The sequence below is a fragment of the Micromonospora aridisoli genome (assembly GCF_056150025.1).
In genome coordinates, this window is record NZ_JAXCFK010000018.1 from 4,908 (window position 1) to 27,599 (window position 22,692).

3 protein-coding genes are annotated in these 22,692 nt (G+C 72.8%); all 3 read right to left on the reverse strand.

The genetic code is table 11. The annotated features are described in order from the left end of the window. From SM447_RS27045 to SM447_RS27055, 3 genes are read right to left on the reverse strand one after another with little or no spacing between them, the layout of a single operon-like run. Positions 1 to 1,320, reverse strand: coding sequence for a cation:proton antiporter (locus SM447_RS27045; RefSeq protein WP_474575698.1), 1,320 nt, complete (start codon positions 1,318 to 1,320; stop codon positions 1 to 3). Next, entirely contained in the window at positions 1,317 to 10,580 is a 9,264-nt protein-coding gene (locus tag SM447_RS27050) for an amino acid adenylation domain-containing protein (protein WP_474575699.1), read from the reverse strand. The genes SM447_RS27045 and SM447_RS27050 overlap by 4 nt, the downstream gene beginning before the upstream one ends. Next, positions 10,577 to 22,267, reverse strand: a complete 11,691-nt coding sequence (locus SM447_RS27055) for an amino acid adenylation domain-containing protein (protein WP_474575700.1) — start codon at positions 22,265 to 22,267, stop codon at positions 10,577 to 10,579. The genes SM447_RS27050 and SM447_RS27055 overlap by 4 nt, the downstream gene beginning before the upstream one ends. Positions 22,268 to 22,692 lie beyond the last annotated feature (425 nt).

The following is a 22,692-nucleotide window of genomic DNA, read 5'->3' on the forward strand; positions in this document are numbered from 1 at the left end:
TCACCTCTCTTCCGCTTCGTTGCCGCCGACCGCGACGGCCGCTGCTGGGCGTGCGAGAACTTCGGTGCGCTCGGGTCGCCCCGGTGGGGGCGGCTGCCGCTGCGTCGAGGTCCGACTGTCGACCAACTGGAGCAGCGGACCCGTCATGAACGTGGTGACCAGCGCCATGACGACGAGGACGGCATAGAGTTCCGGGCCGATCAGTCCCGCGGATCTGCCGACCTCGAGCACGATCAGTTCGGTGAGCCCGCGGGTGTTCACCAGGACCGAGACCAGCGACGACTGCCGGGCGTCCAGGCCACGCATGCGGCTCACCAGGTACGCGGGCACCATCTTGCCGAGGATCGCCACCGCCATGATCACGCCCAGCACGGCGAAGCCGTCCGCGCCCAGCACGCCGATGTCGACGGACAGCCCCGTGGTGACGAAGAACAGCGGCAGCAACAGGCTCGCGGTCTGCTGCACCGGCGCCAGCACCTCGCCGATCGGGGAGCCCGCGCGGCGTGGCATGGCCAGCCCGGCGAGGAAACCGCCGAACACCGCGTGCAGCCCGAGCGACTCGGTGACCCAGGCGCTGCCGAGGGCGATGACCACCGCGACCGGCACCGGGTTGGCCAGCAGCGCCGCCGGGCGCGCCAGCCACCAGCGCAGCACCGGGCGTACCACCGTGAACAGGAACCCGGTGAACGCGGCCAGCAGCGCCAGCATGATCGGCCAGGGCCAGCGGGTGGACTGCCCGGCGTCGCTGAGCACCGCCGCCAGCACCACCCACGCGGTGACGTCCATGAACCCGGCCGCCGCGACCGACACCGTACCCGCGGTCGTGTTGGCGATGCCGCGCTCACGCACGATGGCCGCCAGCACCGGCAGCGCGGTGATCGCCACCGCGACCGCCAGGAACATCGCGAACGAGCCATGACCGGCGTGCTCGGGGTCGACGGCGGTGAACAGCCTGCCGCCCAACTGGACGGCCAGCAGGGCGAGCACCATCGGGACCACCACCCCGGCCGCCGCGATGCTGATCGAGGTACGCCCGGCCCGGAAGGTACGGAAGTCGATCTCGTAGCCGGCCACGAACATGAACAGCACCACCGCGATCTGCGACAACACCGCCAGGAACGGTCGGGCCTCGGCCGGGAACAGGAACGCGGACGGGTCACCGGGCAGGCGGCCCAGCAGGGTGGGCCCCAGCGCGATGCCGGCGATGATCTGCCCGATCACGGTGGGCTGCCCCAGGCGGCGGGCCGCCCTGCCGAACATCCAGGACACCAGGATGACCAGGGCCACATCGCCCAGGACGGCGACGATGAGATGGCTCACGGGTCCTCCCCTTCGGTGGCACCGTCGATTCCGGCACGCAGCGTGGCCAGGTCGGCGTCCGGGTGCCGGACAATCCGCTCCAGCAGGTGCTGGTAGCCGCAGGCCAGGCTGTCGGCGGTGCGCCTGGCGAACAGGTCGGTGCTGTACTCCAGGTGACCCGCCAACCCGGCGTCGGTCTCGCGCAGCGACATGCTGAGGTCGAACTTCGCCGTGCCCGGGTCCACGGCGACCGGCTGCGCCGCCAGGTCACCCAGGCCGACCGGGTCGGGCGGCGGCTCCGCGCCGCCGTCCGTCGCCGCCAGGTTGAACATCACCTGGAACACCGGGGACCAGCCGGGGTCGGCCTGCGGGGCCACGGTGCGGGCCAACTCGGCGAAGGGCAGATCCCGGTGCGCCTGCGCCTGCGCGATCACCTCCCGGGTCTGCGCCAGCAGCGCGGTGAACGGCCGCTGCGGGCTGACGTCCAGCCGCATCACCAGCGCGTTGACGAAGTACCCGACGACGCCGTCGAGTTCGGCAGCGGGCCGGCTGCTCACCGGCGAGCCGATCGCCAGCTCCCGGTCCCGGGTGCGCCCGCCCAGCAGAACTGCGTACGCCGCCAGCAGGGTGTGATACAGCGAAACACCGTGCTCGGCGCTGGCCTTGCGCAGCCGCTCCAGCAGTCCGGACGGCACCGTCACCTGCACCGCCGCGCCCTGGTACGACTTCACCGGGCAGCGGGGGTAGTCGGTGCGCAGCGAAACGCAGGCGGGCAGCCCGGCCAGCTGCGCGCGCCAGTACGCACGCTGGCGGTCCAGTTCGGCCTCGGCGAGGTGCCGGCGTTGCCAACGCGCGAAGTCGGCGTACTGCACGGGCAGCGGCGCGAACCGCGGTTCCCGGCCCTGCCGGTACTCCCCGTACGCGACCGCGATCTCCCGCAGCACGATGCTTGTGGACCAGCCGTCGAACACGCCCCAGGGACGGGTCAGCACCAGGACGTGCTCCTGCGGCGCGAGCGCCAGCAGGTGAGCGCGGAGCAGGTGCCGATCCTCCGGCGCGAACGGACGCAGCCGCTCCGCCCGCAGCCACTCGGTGAGCGTCTCGTCGCCGTCGGCGGCCGGGACGTCGAGCACCTGCACCGCGAAGCCGTCGGCACCGTTGATCTGCTGCACGACGATGCCGTCCTGCGGCAGATAGCTGGTGCGCAGGATCGCGTGCCGCCGCACCAGCGCCCGCACCGCCTCGGCGCAGGCCCGACGATCCAGGTCGCCGCGCAGCCGCAACGCCAGCTGGACGTTCGCGTGCGCGGTGGCCAGATGCGCGGGCGCGCGCAGGAACCACAGATCCTGTTGGGCGGTGGCCAGCGGCGCAACCGCGCCCTCCCCCGCAGGTTCGGCCGGGACCAGATCGACTACCGGCTCCTGCGGGCCGGCGTCGGCGGACGTCCGGTGCAGCCGGCCCAGTTCCTCGTCCAGCGCCGCAGCCAGCTCCGCCACCGTGGCAGCGGTGAGGATGAGCTGCAACGACAGGTCCGCGCCCGTCTCCTTCTTCACCCGCAGGTTGAGGCGGGTGGCCAGCAGCGAGTGCCCGCCCAGGTTGAAGAAGTTGTCCTGCAACCCGACCCGGTCGAGCCCGAGTACGCCGCCGATGAGACGGCACAGGGTCTGTTCGGTTTCGGTGCGCGGCGCGACGTACACCTCCTTGGCGGTGTCGTCCTCGTCCGGCGGGGGCAGCGCACGCCTGTCCACCTTGCCGTGCGCGGTGACCGGCAGCTCCTCAAGCACCACGAACGCGCCGGGGACCAGGTGCTCGGGCAGCCGCGCCGACAGGTACTCACGCAACTCGCGGACCAGCGCTGCGCCCAGCCGACCGATCTGCGGCGCGTTGGCCAGACGCGGGGCGTGGTAGGCCGAGCGGGCCCGGACCCGGGGCAACTCGCCCCGGCCCAGCACAAGATCGAGCCCCTGCGCGCGCTCCTGCGACCAGGTCGCCGCGACCTCGTAGCCCAACTGCTCGGCGTGCCGCAGCGCTGCCTCCAGCTCCCGAATCTCCGCCTGGGCCCGCGCCGACAGGCGGACTCTGCCGGCCGGCGGCTCCACCTGGCGCGACGGCGCCCAGTGCGACAGCGCGGCGCTGACCTCCACGTCGGCCGCGACGCGCGGGTTGGTCAGGCCGGTGACGCCGAACCGGTCCGGCGCGCCGGCATCGAGCAGGGCCCGCAGCTCGGCCGGGTTCGTCGCGTCATGCCAGGGGTGATCGGCGACCGGGGCGGCGGGACCCTTGGTCAGCACCACGTCGTAGCGGTAGGCGAGCATCTCGTTGCTGCCCACGCCCCGCTTGACCATGATGTCGACCCCCCCCAGCTCCGGGAAGCGCTCCGACAGCCGGGCGAAGTAGGTGGGGCTGACCAGCAGCTCGGTCTCCTGCCGGCGGCGGCGCTGCACCTGCGCGGCCAGCGCACCGGCGGTGGTCGGCACGCCGGCGCGGGTACGCTCCACCGCGCAGACGTGCGCGGAGAACAGGTCCAGGTTGCGGACGTCGCCCAGCAGGATGCGGCCGCCCTCCTCGACCAGGGGCAGGATCCGCGCCACGACCTCGTCCAGGTAGTGGCGGCCGGGAAAGTACTGCACCACGGAGTTGAGCACCACCAGGTCGAACGCGGCCCGGCCGATCTCCTCGCCCAGTTCGGCGACGGACCGGGCGTCGCCCTCGCGCAGCGTCACGTGCGACCAGCCGCGCCGTTGCACGCCCCGGCGTACGGCGGCCAGCGCCGAGGCGGAGATGTCGACGCCGTGCACCCGCTCGCAGTCCTGCGCGTAGCGCAGCAGCAGCAGCCCGGTACCGCAGCCGATCTCCAACAGGCGCTTGGGCCGCAGCCGGCGGATGCGTGCGACGGTCCCGTCGATCCACTCCCGCATCTCGGACTCCGGGACGGGCTCGCCGGTGTAGCTGCTCTCCCAGCCGGCCAGGTCGAGATCGTCGGGGACGTCCTCGCCGCCGCTGCGGGAGTACTGCTGCTCGAACAACCGCTCCCACTGACCGAGGTGGTCACCGGACTGCTGCTGGATGGCCTGGTCCAGCCACTCCTCGGCGGGGCGCACGTACGCGCTAAGCGACCGCGACTGCCCGGCGGTCTGCGGCACGACCACGGCGCTGTGCACCGCGGGGTGCGCCTGCAACACCGTCTCGATCTCGCCCGGTTCGACCCGGAACCCGCGGACCTTCACCTGGTCGTCGACGCGGCCACGGAACTCCAGCGTCCCGTCGGGCAGCCGGCGCACCAGGTCGCCGCTGCGGTAGAGCCGCCCGGCCGGATCGTCGCCGAACGGGTCGCGCACGAACCGCGCCGCGGTCAGCTCCGGGTCGTCGAGGTAGCCACGGGCCACCCCGGCACCACCCAGACAGAGCTCGCCGATCACGCCGTCGGGCACCAGCCGCAACCGCTCGTCGGTCACGTACGCGGTGGTGTGCGGCACCGGCCGGCCGATCGGCACCCGGGCGTCGTCGGCGAGGTCGCGCGGAATTTCGTGGTACGTGGAGGCGATGCTGTTCTCGGTCGGGCCGTATCCGTTCACGACGGTCAGGCACGGATGATCCTGCTGGAGCCGGCGCACGTCGCGGGCCGAGAACGTGTCGCCGACCACGGCCAGGTAGCGCAGCGGCAGCTCGCGACCGGACGCCGCCTCGGCGAACTCCGGCAGGAACGCGGCCGACAGCAGCATCGTGCCGACACCGGTACGCGCCACGCAGTCCAGCAGCTGGCCGGGGTCGCGGGCGTCGCCGTCGTGCAGTACCAGCACCCCGCCACACAGCAGCGGAGTGAGCACCTCCTGGGTGCCGGCGTCGAACGAGATGGACGAGTGGTGTAGCACCACGGTGTCCTCGTCGGCGGCGAAGTAGTCGGGGTTGCGCACCAGCCGGGCCACGCCGCGCTGCGTCACAAGCACGCCCTTGGGTCGCCCGGTGGAGCCGGAGGTGAAGATCGCGTAGGCGAGATGGTCCGAGGTAAGCCCGGTCCGGGACGGATTGTGCTCGGGCAGGCCGGCGAGTACCTGCGCCCGGTCGCCGGCGCGCTCGCCGGTGTCGAGGTGCACCACCTCGGCGACCTGGTCGAACAGCGGGTCCGGCAGCCGGGACTGTCCCAGTACGAGTCGCACTCCGGACGCTTCGAGCAGTGCGCGGATGCGCTGCTCAGGGTAGTCCGGGTCGATCGGGACGTACGCACCGCCCGCCTTCAAGATGCCCAGCAGCCCGGCCACCAGGTCCGGGGACCGGTCGGCGCACAGCCCGACGAGGACGTCCGGGCCGACGCCTGCGGCGCGCAGGTGGTGCGCGATCCGGTTGGCCCGCGCGTTTAGCTGCGCGTAGGTCAGCTGCTGCGCGCCGTGGCGGACCGCGACCGCCCCCGGTCGCCCTGCCGCCTGCTCCTCGAACAGCTCGGCGAGGCCGGCGTCGGCGGGGTAGGGCGGGCTCGCGCCTCGGGCCACGGCCAGCGACCGCTCCCGCTGCGCTATCGGCAGCACGTCGATATCAAGCGCCAGGGTGCTGCGGCCGTCGTCGGCGGCGAGCGCGTCGACGATGCCCGCCAGCGCCGTCTCCACGTAGGCCAGCAGCTGCTCCGGTTCGATTCCCTCGTCGATCTGGACGGTCAGCGACAGCTCGTCACCGAGGTCGTCGAGCGAGATCCCCATCGGATAGTTGGTGCGGTCCAGGACGGCCAGCCAGGAGATGCCCTGGCCCTCCAGGGACGGTGCGGCGACGCCGTCCGCCGCGGGCTCGAAATGCCGGAAGTTGATCGCGGCGCTGAACAGCGGGGTGTCGCTGTCCAGCCCGCTGCACCGCTGGGCCAGGCTAAGCGAGGACTGCTCCCGGGCGATCAGCTCGCGCAGCCCGTCGGCCACCTGGTCGACCAGCTCGCGGACGGTCCGCCCGGCCAGCCGTACCCGCAGCGGCAGGGTGTTGATGAAGTTGCCGAGCATCCTCTCCACGCCCGGCACCTCCTGCATGCGCCCGGACATGACGGTGCCGAACACGACGTCGTCCCGCCCGCTGCCGGCGGCCACGACCAGGGCGGCCGCGGCATGGAAGAGCCAGGCCGGGCTCAGCCCGAGCCGCCCGGCCTCGGCCCGCAGCCGACCGGTGAGGTCGGCGGACAGGGCGCGACGCGGCTTGCGGGTGCGCCGGCCGTCGCCGCGCACGTCGGTGAGTCCGAACGGGACCGTCGGCTCGGTGACGTCGCCGAGGACCCGGCGGAAGTGCTCCTCGGCGTCGGCGGTGCGTAACTGGCGCAGGGTGTGCGCGACGAAGTCGCGGTACGGCGCGGGCGGGGCGAGCAGGTCTGCGCGCCCGGCCATGTGCGCCGCCGCCTCGTCGACGATCAGCCGCATCGAGGTGGCGTCCTCGATGAGGTGGTGGAAGTTGACAAGCAGGAACCGGCGCGGCGAGTCGGGGTCCGCCGCGACCCGGACCTTCATCATCGGCGCCTGGTCCGGGCGCAGCTCGGCGGGCCGCTCCAGCAGCGCACGGGCCTGCTGCTCGCGGTCGGTGCCGGCCGTCGCGTGCACGGCGAGCTCGACGCGCTCCACGGGCAGCGTGGCGTTGCGGTACACCACCTGCACCGGCTCGGCCAGCCCCTCGGTGAACACGGCGGTACGCATCACGTCGTGCCGGTCCACCACCGCCTGCAACGCATCGGTGAACGCGGTGCACGCGGCCTCGTCCGCGGCCGTGAACACCACCGACATGACGTACGGGTCGTTGTCGGGGTCCATCAGGTGGTGGAAGAGGATGCCCTCCTGCGAGGGAACCAGCGGGTAGACGTCCTGCACATTTGCCGCACCGCCGGGTACCCGGGCCGCGACGGCGTCGAGTTGCTCCTGGCTCAGCCCGACCAGGGGCAGCAGCTGTGGGGTGAGCCGTGCGCACCCCGCGGGGAGGAGGTTCGGCGGCACCGGCCCGGCCCCGTTGGTCGGGCCGGTGGCCGCGTCGATGCACGCCGCGAGGCCGGCCAGGGTCGGGGCGCGGAACACGTCGCGCACTGCCAGGTGCAGGCCGACCTCGCGCAGCCGCGCCACGAGCACGGTGATGAGCAGCGAGTGCCCGCCGAGGGTGAAGAAGTTGTCGTGCCGGCTGATCCGGTCGGTGTCGAACCCGAGCAGGTCCGCCCAGATCGAGGCCAGGGTCCGTTCGGTGCCCGCAGCGGGGGCGGCGTAGCCGCCGGACTCCCGGGACGCGTAGGCCTCGATGCCGGGGGCGGGCAGCGCCGCGCGATCGAGTTTGCCGTTTGTGGTCAGGGGCAGGTCGGGCAGCATCAGGTAGGCGCTGGGCAGCATGTACTCGGGCAGTGTCCGACGCGCCAGCTGGTCGAGGTCGGCGCGTAGCTCCGGCTCCGGCTGGCCATCGACGGGCACGACGTATGCGACCAGCTGACGGTTGTCGGGGCGATCGGCACGGACCACGACGGCACTGGTACGCACGCCGGGGTGCTCGTTGAGACAGGCGGTGATCTCGCCCAGCTCGATCCGGTAGCCGCGCACCTTGACCTGGTCGTCGTTGCGGCCGAGGAACTCCAGCGAGCCGTCTGCCAGCCGGCGGGCCAGGTCTCCGGTGCGGTACATGCGCGCGCCCGGCTCGCCGCGGAACGGGTCGTCCAGAAACCGTTCGGCGGTCAGCTCGGGCCGGTACAGGTAGCCGCGGGCCACGCCCCGGCCGCCCACGTACATCTCGCCGACGGCACCGGTCGGCACGGGCCTGCGGTGCTGGTCGAGCAGGTAGACGGCCAGGTCGGGCAGCGGTCCGCCGATCGGGCTGGCGCCGCGCCGGGTGTCGGCCTCCGTGATCACCCGGTGGGTGACGTGTACGGTCGTCTCGGTGATCCCGTACATGTTGACCAGCTCAACGCCGGCGTTTGCCGGGCGCGCGAACCACGGTCGCAGCGTCGCGGGGTCCAACGCCTCGCCGCCGAACACCACGGTCCGCAGCCGGTGCGGGGCCGGGTCCTTGCCCTGCGCGGCGATCAGCTGCCCGAACGCGGTAGGCGTCTGGTTGAGGACGGTGACGCCCTCGGCGCACAGCAGGGCGTAGAAGTCGTGCGCGCTGCGGGCGGTGTCCCGCCCGACCACGACCAGCCGTCCGCCGTGCAGCAGCGCGCCCCACATCTCCCAGACGGAGAAGTCGAAGGCGAACGAGTGGAACAACGTCCACACGTCGTCGGGCCCGAACCCGAAGTACGCCCGGGTCTCGGTGAACAGGCGAGTGACCTGGCGGTGTTCGACAAGCACGCCCTTCGGCCGGCCGGTCGAGCCCGACGTGTAGATCACGTACGCCAGGTCGGCCGGGCCGGCCCCGGGCTGCGGCACGAGGTCGTCGGCGGGCAGCCAGTCCCAGCGGGCCCGCACGTCGATGACGACGGCACTTCCGGTAACCAGCCCTTCGGGGACCGCGCCGTCGACGAAGAGCACCCGCGGTCTGCTGTCGGACAGCACCTCCCCCAGCCGGGCCACCGGCGCCGCCGGGTCCAGCGGCAGGTACGCCCCATTGGACTTCAGCACGGCGAGCGCACACACCACCAGCCACTCGCTGGCGGGCAGGCAGAGCGCCACAAGCGTCTCGCGGCCGACGCCCTGCGCCCGCAGATACCGCGCCAACCGGTTCGCCCGCGCGTTCAGCTCCCGGTAGGTCAGCTCGCGATCGGCGCACCGCACGGCCACCGCGTCCGGCGTACGGCGCACGACTTCCTCGAACCACTCGTGCAGACGGGGCCCGGTCGGTGCGGCCGGCACGGACGCCGCCCATCCGGCGGTGATGTCCGCGCGTTCGGCGTCGTCCATCAGGTCGAGTCGGGAGACGCGCTGGTCCGGCGTACGGGCGATGGCGGCCAGCAACGTGGTGAAGTGCCGCACGAAACGCTTGATCGTCGCCCGGTCGTAGAGGGCGGTGTCGTACTCCACCGCCCCGGCCAGGCCGTCGGGCGTCTCACGCAGGTCGACGGTGAGATCGAACTTGGCGATGGTGAAATCGACGTCGACCGGGGTCACCTCGAACCCGCCGAGGGTCAGTCGCGGCTGTGCCTGCTCCTCCTGGAGCACGAGCACGGTCTGAAACACCGGTGAGTGGCTCAGGCTGCGGTCCACCTGCAAGGCGTCCACCACGGCCTCGAACGGCACGTCCTGGTGGTCGAAGGCGGCCAGGACGGTCCGCTTCACCCGGGCGAGCAGCTCGGCGAAGGTCGGGTCGCCGGAGAGGTCGTTGCGCATCACCAGGGTGTTGGCGAACAGCCCGATGAGCCCCTCGATCTCAGCCCGGTTGCGGTTGGCCACGATGGTGCCGACGGCGATGTCGGTCTGCTGGGTGTAGCGGTGCAGCACGACGCTGTACGCCGCCAGCAGGGTCATGTAGAGGGTCACGCCGTGCTCGTCGCTGATCCGCCGGAGACGGTCGAGCAGGTTCGGCGGGCAGCGGAAGAACTCCCGGGTGCCGTCGTAGCCGCGCACCGGCGGCCGGGGCCGGTCGGCGGGCAGCGTCAACGTCGCGTCCACGCCGGCGAGCTGCTCCTTCCAGTACGCCACCTGGCGTGCCTGCACGTCGCCCGCCAGCCACGCGCGCTGCCAGTGCGCGAAGTCGGCGTACTGCACCGGCAACGGTTCGAGTGCCGCCTCGTGGCCCTGGCGGCCGGCGTCGTAGAGCGCGGTGACGTCGCGGAAGAACACGCCGACCGACCAGCCGTCCGCCACGGTGTGGTGCATCGTCACCATGAGCACGTGTTCGATGTCGCTGCGACGCAGCAGCACCGCCCGGATCAGGCAGTCGCGGGCCAGGTCGAAGGGGGTGAGCATCTCCCGCTGGCAGATCCGCGGGATGTCGGCCGGGTCGGCGACGTCCTGCTCGCGCACGGTGAAACCCGCGCCGTCGTCGATGCACTGGTACGGCACGCCGTCGCGCTCCTCGAACCGCGTGCGTAGCGCCTCGTGGCGGCGTACCAGGTCGGCGAGGGCGCGGCGCAGCGCGTCCCGGTCGAGCGGCCCGTGCAGCCGCATCGCCATGGGCACGTTGTAGGTGGCGCTGGCCCCCTCGATCTGGGCGAGGAACCACAGCCGCTGCTGGGCGAAGGACAGCGGCAGCGGCTGCTCGGCGGACCGGGGCAGGCGCGGGATGATGTCGAGCGCGGACAGGTCGACGCCCTGTTGGCGCAACATCGCGATCACGGCGCGCTGTCGCTTGGCGGGCATGGACTGGATCCTGCGGACCAGTTCCTGCCTGCTCTGCTGGTGCGGCGTGCTCAAGGTCGGCCCCCTGCCTGGTGCTCGGCGTCGTGGACGGCGGCTGCCGTGTCCAGGGCGTCCAGCTCCGCGTCGGTCATGTTCTCGATCAGGTCGATGCTGGAGCTGATCGCGTCGAGATTCAGCGGGACGGCAGCCTTGGTGTCCGGCATGTCCCGCGCCACCGCGGCGGCGAGATCGGCCAGTTGTCGCGCGTCGAAGATGGTCTGCACCCGCAGCTCCACCCCGGTCCGCCGCTTGATCATGTTGATCATTCGGGTGACCAGCAGCGAGTTGCCGCCCAGCGAGAAGAAGTTGCTCTCCACACCGAGCTGGCCGGCGTCGGTGTTCAGCAGCTCGGCCCAGACCTCCGAAACGACCTGTTCGGCCTCGGTACGCGGGGCCGCGCCCTGCTCCTCGGTCCGCTGCGGCAGTGCGGGCGCGGGCAGTGCCCGGGTGTCGAGCTTGCCGTTGCCGGTAAGTGGCAGCCGGTCCAGCAGCACGTAGCCGGAGGGCACCATGTACGACGGGAGCACGGCCCGCAGCGCGGCGTCCAGCTCCGTTCGCAGCGCCTGCTCGGCCGGCTCGGACAACCGCGCCGCCGGCACGAGGTACCCGACCAGACGCCGGTCGTCGCCCTGGCCGCGCACCACCACGCGGGCGTCCGCGACCGCCGGGTGCTCATTGAGGCGGGTGGTGATCTCACCCAGCTCGATCCGGTAGCCGCGCACCTTGACCTGGTCGTCGTTGCGCCCGAGGAACTCCAGCGAACCGTCCGGCAGCCGCCGCCCCAGGTCCCCGGTCCGGTACATGCGCGCACCCGGCACGTTGCTGAACGGGTCGTGGAGGAACCGCTGCGCGGTCAGCTCCGGCCGGTTCAGGTAGCCACGGCCCACCGCCTCGCCGCCGATGACCAGCTCACCCACCGCACCGGTCGGTGTCGGACGCTGGTGACGGTCCAGCACGTACACGCTCAGCCCCGGCATCGGGCCACCGATGGGCCTGGTGGTTAGGCGGGTGTCGGGCTCGGTGACCTGCCGGTACGTGGTGACCACGGTCGTCTCCGTGGTGCCCCACATGTTCACCAGCCGGGTGCCGGCGTTGACCGGCCGTTTGAACCACGGCCCCAGCGCCGAGGCATCCAGTTCCTCGCCGCCGAGTACCACGGTCCGCACCCGGTGCGGGGTCGGATCCTCGCCCTGCGCCGAGATCAACTGGCCGAACCCGGTGGGCGTCTGTCCCAACACGGTGACGCCCTCGACGCAGAGCAGCCGGTAGAAGTCCCGCGGGCTGCGGGCCACCTCCTGGGTGACCACCACGAGGTGGCCGCGATGCAGCAGCGCGCCCCACATCTCCCATACGGTGAAGTCGAAGGCGAACGAGTGGAACAGGGTCCAGACGTCACCCGGCCGGTAGTCGAACCACTCCTGCGCCGCGAGGAAGAACCGGACCACGTGCCGGTGCTCGATCATCACGCCCTTCGGCTTGCCGGTCGAGCCGGAGGTGTAGATGACGTACGCCAGATCCGACGGGCTCGCGCCCGCCACCGGGTCCAGGTCGTCGGCGCTCAGTGACTCCCGGCGCGCGGCGTCGCCGGGCACGTCCAGCACGAGCGCCGCGCCCGTGTCCAGCCCGGCGGGCGCCGCACCGTCCACAAGCAGCACCTGCGGCGCACTGTCGCCGAGCACATGCCCCAGCCGTTCCACCGGCGCGGACGGGTCCAGCGGCACGTACGCCCCGCCTGCCTTCACCACGGCCAGCGCGCTGACCACCAGCCACTCGCTACGGGGCAGGCACAGCGCCACCAGCGACTCGCGGCCCACCCCCAGTTCCCGCAGCTGCCGCGCCAGTCGGTTGGCGCGCGCGTTCAGCTCGCCGTAGGTCAGTACCCGGCCCGCGCACCGCACCGCCACCATCTCCGGTGCCTGGCGGGCCACGTCCTCGAACCAGGCGGGCAGCATCCGCTGTGCGTCGGCGGTGGCCACGCCCTCCTCGATCGCCACCGGCTCCCACGCGTACGTGGCGACCTCGCGGTGATGCATCGCCGCCGGCAGCACCGGCAGCGATGCAGCGGGCGACGCGCCGTCCTGCTCCGACAGCGCCGCCACCACGGCGGCCACGGCGGCCTCCAGGCAGTCGATGACGACGTTTGCATCCTGCGCCCGGTCGACGAGTGCCTCGACCTCGTACGCGTCGCCGAGGTCGTCGACCGAGACGGTCACCGGATAGTTGCTGCGCTCCACCACGCCGGAGAGCGGCGTGACGCCCACCCGCGCGAGCAGGCGCTCGGTTGCGCCGTCAGCGGGCATGCGGCGGTAGTTGAAGATCGCGTTGAACAGCGGTGCGTCGGCGGGCAGGCCGCAGTGCGCCCGCGCCTCGGTGAGCGCCACCTGCTCATGGCGCACCAGTTCGTGCAGCAGTTCCTCCACCCGGCCGACCAGCTCCCGTACGCTGCGTCCGGCGAGGTCCAGGCGCATCGGCAGGGTGTTGATGAAGCTGCCGACCATCCGCTCCACGCCTGCGGGCCCCTGCGTCCGGCCGGACAGCACGGTGCCGAACGTGACGTCGTCGCGGTCGGACCAGGACGCGACGGCCAGCGCCCAGCCGGCGTGGAACAGGGTCGCCGGACTGGTACGCAGCCGGGCCGCCACCTCGGCTACCCGCCGGCTCAGCGCCTCGTCCAGCGGGCGGCGCAGTTCGAGCACCTCCTGTCCGTCGCCGTGCACGTCAGGTAGGCCGAAGACGACCGTGGGCTCGTCGACGTCGGCAAGCATCGGCCCGAAGAAGGCGGCGGGATCGAGCCCGGCCGGGCGCGGGTGGGCGATGAAAGCGCGGTAGGGCACCGGCGCCGGCAGGGCCTCGGCGCGACCCTCCATGCACGCGACGATCTCGTCGAGGAGCAGGCCGAGGGAGGCGGCGTCGTGGATGATGTGGTGCAGGCTCAGCGCCGCGTACCACCCGCCCGTGCCGGGATGCCGGCCGGCCCGCAGCCGCACCAGCGGGGCCTGGTCCAGCGGCATGCGCGGGGCGTCGCGCAGCAGCTCACCCAGTTGCTGCGCGGCCGAATCACCGTCGTGCAACGCGATCTCCTCGACGGCGAGCGCCGCCTGCCGCAGCACCGCCTGCACCGGGCGGCTCAGCCCGTCGGCCAGGACGATGGTGCGCAGCGCGTCGTGCCGGACGATCACCGCTTGCAGTGCCCGCGCGAAGCTGTCCAGCCGGTCGCGGTCGGCGAAGGAGAACAGCCCGGAGGAGATGTACGGGTCGTGCGCGCTCTCCTTGAGGTGGTGGAAGTACATGCCCTCCTGAAGCGGGGCGAGCGGGTACACGTCCTGCACATTCGCCGCGCCGCCGGGCACCGCGGCGACGATCGTCGCGATCTCCTGCTCGGTGAGCGTCACCAGGGGAAGCAGGTCGGGGGTGATCCGGGTGGTGCCTGCGGGGATTCCGCCCGGCACGGACGGGCGGTCGGCAGCGGCGTCCGGCTCGGCGTCTGCCCCGTCGATGACGACCGCGAGCCGCGTCGGGCCGACGGCAGGCGCCGGGCCGGTCGTCACGGGCCGCACCGCCTCGGCGACGGCTGCCAGGGTGCGGGCCCCGAGGATCGCGGCCGGATCGCCGGGCAGCCCCCGCTCCGCCAGCAGCGCGGCGAACCGGTGCGCCAACAGCGAGTGGCCGCCAAGCGCGGTGAAGCTGTCATCCAGATCAACCTCGCCGGCCGGGAAGCCGAGCACCTGCGCGCAGACCTCCAGCACGGTGTCCGCCACGGCATCCGGCGCGGACGGTGCGTCCGGCGTGACCGCCACGGGAGAGGACCGGGCGGCCGGGGTCATGCCCGCCAGCCAGTAGCTGCCCCGGTCGAAGACGGTGCCCGGCAGTGGCAGCAGCCGTCGGCGGCCCGGATGCAGCCCACGCCACGGGATGCGCACCCCGTACACCCATAGCTCGGCGAGTCGGTCGAGGTCCCCGTCGGCGACCAGGGCGGCCAGGAACGCCTCGCCGCCGGCCCCCTCAAGCGCCCCGAGCAGCGGAGCCGGCGCGGCGGTGATGCTGCCGGCGTACCCCGGCACCGCCTCGACACCGGCGGTCGTGTCGAGGTAGCGGGCGAGGCGCACGCGCAGTTCCGCGACGTCGCCTGCCACCACCGCGAACCGCTCGGCCAGCGCCTCACGGCCCACTTGCAGCGTGTACGCGACATCCGCGAGTTGGACCGCTTCGTTGCGGTCGAGGAACTCGTCCAGCCGGCGCACCGCGGTACGCAGCCGCGCCGAATCGGCGGCCGACAGCACGACCAACTGCGGACCGGTGTTGTCCGGCTCCGACGGCTCGACCGGGCGCTGCGGCGGGGCTTCCACCACGAGGCTGACGTGGCTGCCGCCGGCCGCCACCGAGTTGATCAGGGCGCGGCGGACGGTCGGCCGCCCCTGGGCGTCGGTGCGCTGTTCCCACGGGGTCAGCCGCTCGCACAGCGCCAGCGGGCCGCCGTGCAGGTCCACGTTGGGATTGGGCTTGCCGACGTCGGTGAGCGGAGTCAGCTCGCCGTGGCGCAGTTGGAGCGCGACCTTGGTCAGTTGCGCGATGCCGGAGGCCGCCTCCGGGTGCCCGATGTTCGACTTCACGCAGCCGACGACCACGGGGGCGGGTGCGCCCGCGAACACCTCCCGCAGGGCGCTCAGTTCGATCTCGTCGGACATCGCCGTGCCATTTGCCGCCGACTCCACGTACCCGATCGAGTCGGCGGCGGTGCCGGCCTGTTCCAGGGCCCTGCGCATCACGGCGACCTGGGCTCGGCGGCTGGGCGCGAGGAAACCGCCGGCGTGACCGCTGTGGAGCGAGGCGGTGCCCTTGATGACGGCGTGCACCTCGTCGCCGTCGCGTAGGGCCGCCGCCAGCGGCTTGAGCAGGACCGCCCCGACGGCCTCTGCGGGCAGGTAGCCGTCGCCGTCGCGGAAGCTGCGGCTGCCCGGGTGGGTGCCGAGTAGCTGCATCTCCGACAAGGCGAGGAACTTGTCCGGGTGGGTGGCAAGGTTGACCCCGCCCGCCACGGCCAGCTCGCTCTCGCCACGGTTCAGGTCGGCGCAGGCCAGGTGGATGGCCATCGTTGAGGAGGTGCACATGCTGTCGACGGCCAGGCTCGCCCCCTCCAGACCGAAGAAGTGCGAGACCCGGTTGGCGATGGCGTTGTAAGAGGCGGTCGCGGTGAGCGCCGCCAACGCCGGATCGTCGCCATCGGCCCGGTACAGCTGGTAGGCCGCGCCGACGTAGACGCCGACGCGCCGGCCGTACCGTCGCGCGATGACGTCCTGGGTGACGCCGCTACCCTCGAACAGCTCCCAGACCGTCTCCAGGAACAGCCGCTGCTGTGGATCCATCACCGCCGCCTCGCGCGGCGCGATGCCGAACAACGCGCGGTCGAACCGGTCGATGCCGTCGAGGAAGCCGCCCCAGGCCCCACCACCCGGCAGGTCGCCCCAGCGGTCGGCGGGCGGCTTGGTGACGCAGTCGCGACCCTCGCGCAGGCAGGCCCAGAACATGTCCAGGTCCTGCGCCTGCGGGTAACGCCCGGCGATGCCGATGACGGCGACGTCCATGAACTCACCTCTACGTTCGGCGGCCCGGAACGTGCGCTCCGGTGCGGTGGCGATCTGCTGGGCCGGGACAGTGAACGCGGCGACGGGCGGCTCGTCGGGGGCGGCAGGCGGCAGCGGTGCGGCGGGTGCGGGTTCACCGAGCAGGGCGCGCAGCGCCGCCGAATGCTCGGCCGCGAGGTGCTCGGCCAGTTCTTGCAGCGTGGGCCGCTCGAGCAGCAGGGTCCGGGGCAGCGGGCCGAAGGTCTCCTCCAACGCGGTGACCGCGGCGACCGCCAGCACGGAGTCCATGCCGTAGCGCTCCAACTGAACGTCGGGGTGCAGGCGTTCCGGCGCGAGCTTGAGGATCCCGGCGACGGTCTGCCGCAGGTGCCTGAGAGCTCCCTCCGCCATCGGCCGGCCGCCGCTCGCCGGCCCGGCCGCCCCGTCGGGGTCGGCGACAGCGTCCTGGCGGTCCGTGGTGTGGCCCCGCGCGTCGGTGCCGTCCCGGGCCGCCGCGCGGGTGAGGGCTGGTGCGGTGTAGCTGTCGGCGATGCGTCGAACGGCCTCGGGTCGGCCGGCGAGCACGACCAGGCTGCCGTCCCCGGCCGCACCCGGGTCGGTGATCGCCCGCCGCAGCACGGCCAGCCCGCGGGCGGTGTCCAGCGGGGCCAGGCCGAGAGCCCGCAGCCGGGTCGCGACTGCCTCGTACGCGCCCATGCCGCCGTCGGCCCACAGCGGCCAGCCGACGGACACGGTTCGGCCGCTGCGCCGTCCGGCCGCGACGAGCAGGTTCCGGCGCACCGCGTACGCGTCCAGGAACGCGCTGGCCGCGGCGTAGTCGGCCTGTCCGACGTTGCCGAAGACACCGCTGATCGAGGACAGGCAGGCGAGGAACTCCAGCGGCTGGTCCTGGCTCAGCTCGTCCAGGTTGACCAGCCCGGCGACCTTCGGCCCGAGGACGGCCGCCAGCTCCTGCGCGGGTTTGCCCACGATCAGCCGGTCGTCGATGACGCCTGCGGCGTGCACGATGCCGGTCAGCGGACCGTGGTCGCGGGTGACGTCGGCCAGCAGCCGACCGACAGCGGCCCGGTCGGCGACGTCGGCGCGTCGGTGTTCGACGGTCAGCCCCACGGCGCGCAGCGCGGCCCGGGTGCTCCGCAGTTCCTCGCCCGGCGCAGAGCGTCCCACCAGGACGATCGTGGCGTGCCTGACGGCTGCGGCGATGTCGCTCGCCACGAGGCGGCCCAGTGCTCCACTGCCGCCGCTGATCAGGTACACGCCGCCGTCGCGCCAGGGCGTACCCGGTTCGCCGTCGCCGACTTTCACAAGCGCGGCGGTGTGCCGGCGGCCGTCGCGGTGGCGTACCTCGGGCACGGGGTCGGTGGACGCCTCGGCGACCAGCCGGGCCGCGACGACGTCGGCCGGCGCCCCGTCGAGGCAGTCCACGAGCTGCGTACGCAGTGCCGGGTTCTCCAGCGCGGCCGTGCGCAGCATGCCGGTCAGCCCGCGCAGGCAGGCCAGATGTTCCCGCTGTGCCGGGTCGACGGCGGGCTGTGCCAGCGCGACCTGCACCAGTGCCACCCCGGGCAGACCCGGTCGCAGCACCTCCTGAAGCAGCGTGAACACCTCACGCGCGGCGGCGAGGTACTGCTGGTCCAGCGGGCCGTCGACGACGTCGACGAAGCGCAGGCCGGTGCCCGGTGGCAGCGCGGCGCGCAGGCTGTCGCGGTCGGCCGCCGTGAGCGTGCCGACCACCGCCACGTGATGTGCGACGTACCCGGCAACCCCCTCCGGTACGCGCGGTGCAGGCTCGGGTACGCGCAGTGCAGGATCGGGTGACGGCGGGTCGGCGACCCAGACCGGGCGTAACAGCGCCAACCCGTCCTCCGGCGGGACCGGGTGTGGGTCAGACTGCCGCGTGACGCGGGCGGGAGCCGCCTCCTCCACCGGGGCCAGCTCGATCCAGCAACGCTCGCGGGCGAACGGGTAACCGGGCAGCGGCACCCGCCGCGGCAACGACGTGGTCGCGCCCGCGCCGACGGCGTACGCCTGCCACACCGTCTCCCACGGCACCGCCGTGCCGGTAGCCCACAACCGCAGCAACCGCTCGGCTTTGCCGTCGCGCGACCAGTCGTCGAGAGCCGCGGCGAGCTCAACCTCGTCCTGCGTGACCTCCTGGAGCACCGTGCCCCGCACCCAGCCCGCAGACGACGTCGGCCGCGCGACGAACGCGTCGAGCAGCGCACGGGCCTGCGCGAGCGAGTTCGCCGCGAAGGCCAGCCGCTCCGGCAGGACGGTGCGACCCGTTTGCAGTGTCCAGGCCACGCCGGGCAGGTCCGCCTCGGTCTGCTGGTCGAGGCGGGCCGACAGCCGCCGGGCCTGCGCGACCAACTGTGCCTCGCTCATCGCGGAGAGCACCAGCAGCGCGGCGGGGCCGGCGTCCGGACGAGGCACGGCGACGGGCGGGATGTGCTCGGTGAGGATGACGTGCGCGTTCGCGCCGCCCGCGCCGAAGCTGGACACCCCGGCAACGCGGGGAAATGTGCGGCGCTGACCGCCGTCGTCCACGGTGGGTGGCTGCCACGTGGCCAGGTCGCGCTGGACCCGGAGCGGGGTCCCCGCGAAGTCGATGTGCGGGTTGAGCGTGTCCGCGTGCAGGCTGGGGACGAGTTCACGGTGCCGCATCTGCAACAGCACCTTGGTGAGCCCGGCGATCCCGGCCGCGCTCTCGGCGTGCCCGATGTTCGACTTGACCGAGCCGATCGCGCAGTGCGCCGGGCCACAGCCCGCGTCCGTGAAGGCGCGCAGCAGACCGGCGATCTCGATCGGGTCGCCAAGCGCGGTGCCGGTGCCGTGCGCCTCCAGGTAGCTCAGCGCGCGGGGATCCGCCCCGGACGCGGCCAGAGCCTCGCCGACGACCCGGCCCTGCGCCACCGGGCTGGGCACGGTGTAACCGTTGGTGCGGCCGCCGTGGTTCACCGCTGTTCCGTTGATCACGGCATGGATGTGGTCGCGGTCCGCCAGCGCCTGGGCCAGCGGTTTGAGCAGCACCGCGCCTACGCCCTCGCCGGGCACGTAGCCGTCACCACCAGCGCCGAAGCTGCGGCAGCGGCCGTCGCTGGACAGATAGCCGCGCTGGGCCAACATCAGGTACTTGTTCGGGTGGGCGGTCAGGTTCACGCCGCCCGCGATCGCCGCACCGCACTGTCCGCTGCGGATCGCCTCGCAGGCCAGGTGGATGGCGGTCAGCGAGGACGAGCACATGGTGTCCACGCTCAGGCTCGGCCCGGTGAAGCCGTAGCAGTAGGAAACCCGGTTGGACACCGAGGAGGCGCTGCCCGACAGCGCCACCGCCTGGCCGCGTTCCTGTGCCTGGGCGCCGTAGAGCTGGTAGTCCTGGTACATCACCCCGGTGAACACGCCCACCCGGCCGCTTGTGCGGTTGAGCAACTCGGCGGTGTATCCGGCGTCCTCCAGCACGTGGTGGGCGCACTCCAGGAACAGGCGCTCGTGCGGGTCGAGGTGCTCCGCCTCGCGCAGCGAGATCTGGAAGAACAGCGGGTCGAACAGGTCGATACCGTCGAGAAAGCCGCCCCAGTAGCCGTCCGCGTCGGCGTCGGCCCACCGGGGGTGCTCCCAGCGGCCGGCCGGCACCCTGCGCACGGAGTCACGGCCGCCGCGCAGGTTCGCCCAGAACTCGTCCAGATCCGCGGCGTCCGGGTAGCGCCCGCTGACCCCGATGACGGCGATGTCCAGTCCGGATCCCGCCGGCGCAGGCTCGACCATCTGCACGGACTCCACCGGCTCGGGTCCGGGCACGGCTGGCGGATCCGGCAGGGCGCGGACACTCAGCCCGACCAGGTCGGCACAGACGTGGCCCTGCTCGTCGAAGACCGTGACGTCAAGCATCGGCTGCGCCGCATCCGGTCCGCTGCCCGGTTGGTACCGGACCCAGGCGTGGGCCCGGGGCGGGGCGGTGGCGCGCGCGTCGACATGGGCGACGGCGAACGGCAGCGCGGGCCGCGCCGATCCCGTCGCGGCGGCGAGCCGCAGTCCCGCGACGGCTTGCAGCGCCCCGTCCAGGATGGCCGGATGCAGCAGCCAGCCGGCCGGCGGGTCGGCGACGTCGGGCAGGCCCAGTTCGGCCAGCACCTGAGGATGACCGGCCGCGTCGACGCCGGTACGCAGGCCGGTCAGAGCGCGCAGCGCCGGACCGTGGTCCAGCCCGGCGGCGGCGAACAGGTCGTAGGCGCGCGCCACCGGGATCGACGGGCCGTCGCAGCCCGCCCGGGCGTCCGCGAGGTCGGGTAGCGTGCGGTCGCCGTCGTCCACCAGCCGCGCCCGGCCCTGGCAGCAGAGTTCTCCCTGGCCGGTGATCTCGAACGCGGCACCCGCACCGGCCGCTCGCACACTCACCCGCAGCTCCAGCCCGTGCGCGCCGGCCCGCGCCGGGCGCAGCCACACGACGTCGTGCAGCCGCACCGTTCGTCCGGGCGGCGGGCCGAGGGCGGCGGCCACCGCCGCGCGCGCCGCCTCCAGCTGGGCGACCGCAGGCAGCACCCGCTCGCCGCGCACCCGGTGGTCGTGCAGGTAAGGCTCACTGCCGTCCAGTTCGGAGCTGAACACCACGCCACCGTCGTCGGGCAGGCGGCGGTGCAGCATGGGGTGCGGGCGGGACGGCGTCGACTCCGCGCCGGGCGCGACGGGCTCCGCCGCAGGCGCGGCGAGATGCGCCGCCAGGCTGCGCACGGTCGGGTGCGCGAAGAGCACGGCCGGGGTCAGCGCCAGGCCGTAGCGCTCGTTCAGGCGCTCCACCAGCGTGGATCGGCCAACCAGGTCGAGCCCGAGGTCCACCAACTCGATGTCCGGCGAGACCTCGGCCACGGGCAGGTCCAGCAGCGACGCGATCTCGCTGCTCAGCTCGGCGCGTACGGCGGCCGCCGCGTCCGCCGAGGCAGCGGCGGTGGTGACGAGGGGCGCGGCCGGGTGGGGCTGGGTAAGCCGGTCGCGCAGCCAGGCCGCAAGCTCGGCGATTGTGGTGTGCTCGAAGACGACGGTCGGCGACAGTTCCAGCGACAGCCGGTCCTCCAGTTCGGCCACCAGGCCCAGCAGCCCGGCAGAGGTCAGCCCGAGCTGGTAATAGCCGACGTGCGTGCCGACCTCGGCGGTGGGCACCCCGAGACGCGCCGCCACCAGCTCCCGCAACAGGGCAGTCACGTCCGCGTCCGCCGCCTGCGCCGGCCGGGCCGCCGGGCGCGGGGTAGCCGCCGCAGGGCCCGGGTCCCGCGCTTCGCGCCCGTCCAGCGAGACCTCCGCGCGCACCCGCTTGGCCACCACCTGCCCGATCTCGGCGATCTTCACACCGTCCGCGTCGTAGAACTCCACGGCGAGGCGGAACAGCTCCTCGTCCCGGCGCGCCGAGACCGCCGGTACCCGAACGAAGCAGCGTTGCCCGAGCGGGGCGATCGCCCGGAACGACTCGAACACCAGCGGCAGGTACAGCTCATCGCCCTGGTGCCGCTCGTTGAGCACGTGGATGCCCACGCCGCCGCCGAGCAGGCCCGCCTCGAACAGCGCCGGATGGAACAGGAAGTCAGCCCGGCCGCCCTGCTGGGCTGCGGGCAGCTCCAGCTCGGTAACCGCATCGTCGGCCCGGTGGTGCACCACGCCGTCGGCCTTCATCAGGCCCGAGTGGACCAACTCCCGCGTACGGAACCAGGCGTAGACGTCGGCGAGCGGCAGCAGCCGGCCGGCGGGGCTGAGCGGTAGCGCCAGCCGCTCGGCGAAGTCCGCGAGCGGCACCCGGTGCACGCTCGTCACGGCGTGGGTGACCTCGGCTGCGTCCGGCGTACGCCGGCTGCTGATCTCCACGCGGAGCCCGCCGGCCGGCGCCGGTCGTCCCGCCACGGTGGTGAGCACCTGCTCGCCGGGTTCGACGACCAGCGGCGCGTGGATCGTGAGGTTGCGTAGCTCGACCTCTGCCATGGGGTACCCGTGCCGGGCGAGCACCTGGAGCGCCAGGTCCACGTAGCCGACGCCAGGCAGGATGGCGCGACCGCGCACGAGGTGGCCGCGCAGCAGCGGGTTGTCGGCGGTGACGGTGAAGGTCTCGTGGAACGTCGACGATCCGGCCGTCAGCATTTATTCCCCCGGTTTTTCGGTCGGCAATAGGCAGCGTCGAATCGCGAATTGGCGATTCTTCGCACGCCACCGGACTACCCCGCCGCGAATGGGCGCGGCACGGCACGGATTTGCTTCAGAAATTCGTCGAGCACACCTCGTCGACGACTGTCGAGCGCGTGCTCAGCGCAAAATGGACATCCGCCAACCAGCGGCAATGCGTGACCGAGAGGCTAAACGACCTCAGCGAGATGGAATGAATGCGGTGCCGGCTGGATGTCGCGACATGAACTGCGATGACATAGTCAACCCCCGTGTGACTGATTGGCAGTGCCGCGTGCATACACGGAGAGCCTCACCCTCCGAGGACGCCATAGACTACCGTGACTCTCAACCCTGACGCAAGGCAGTCCGATGACGACGGAGCGTCTAGCTCAGACCCGACC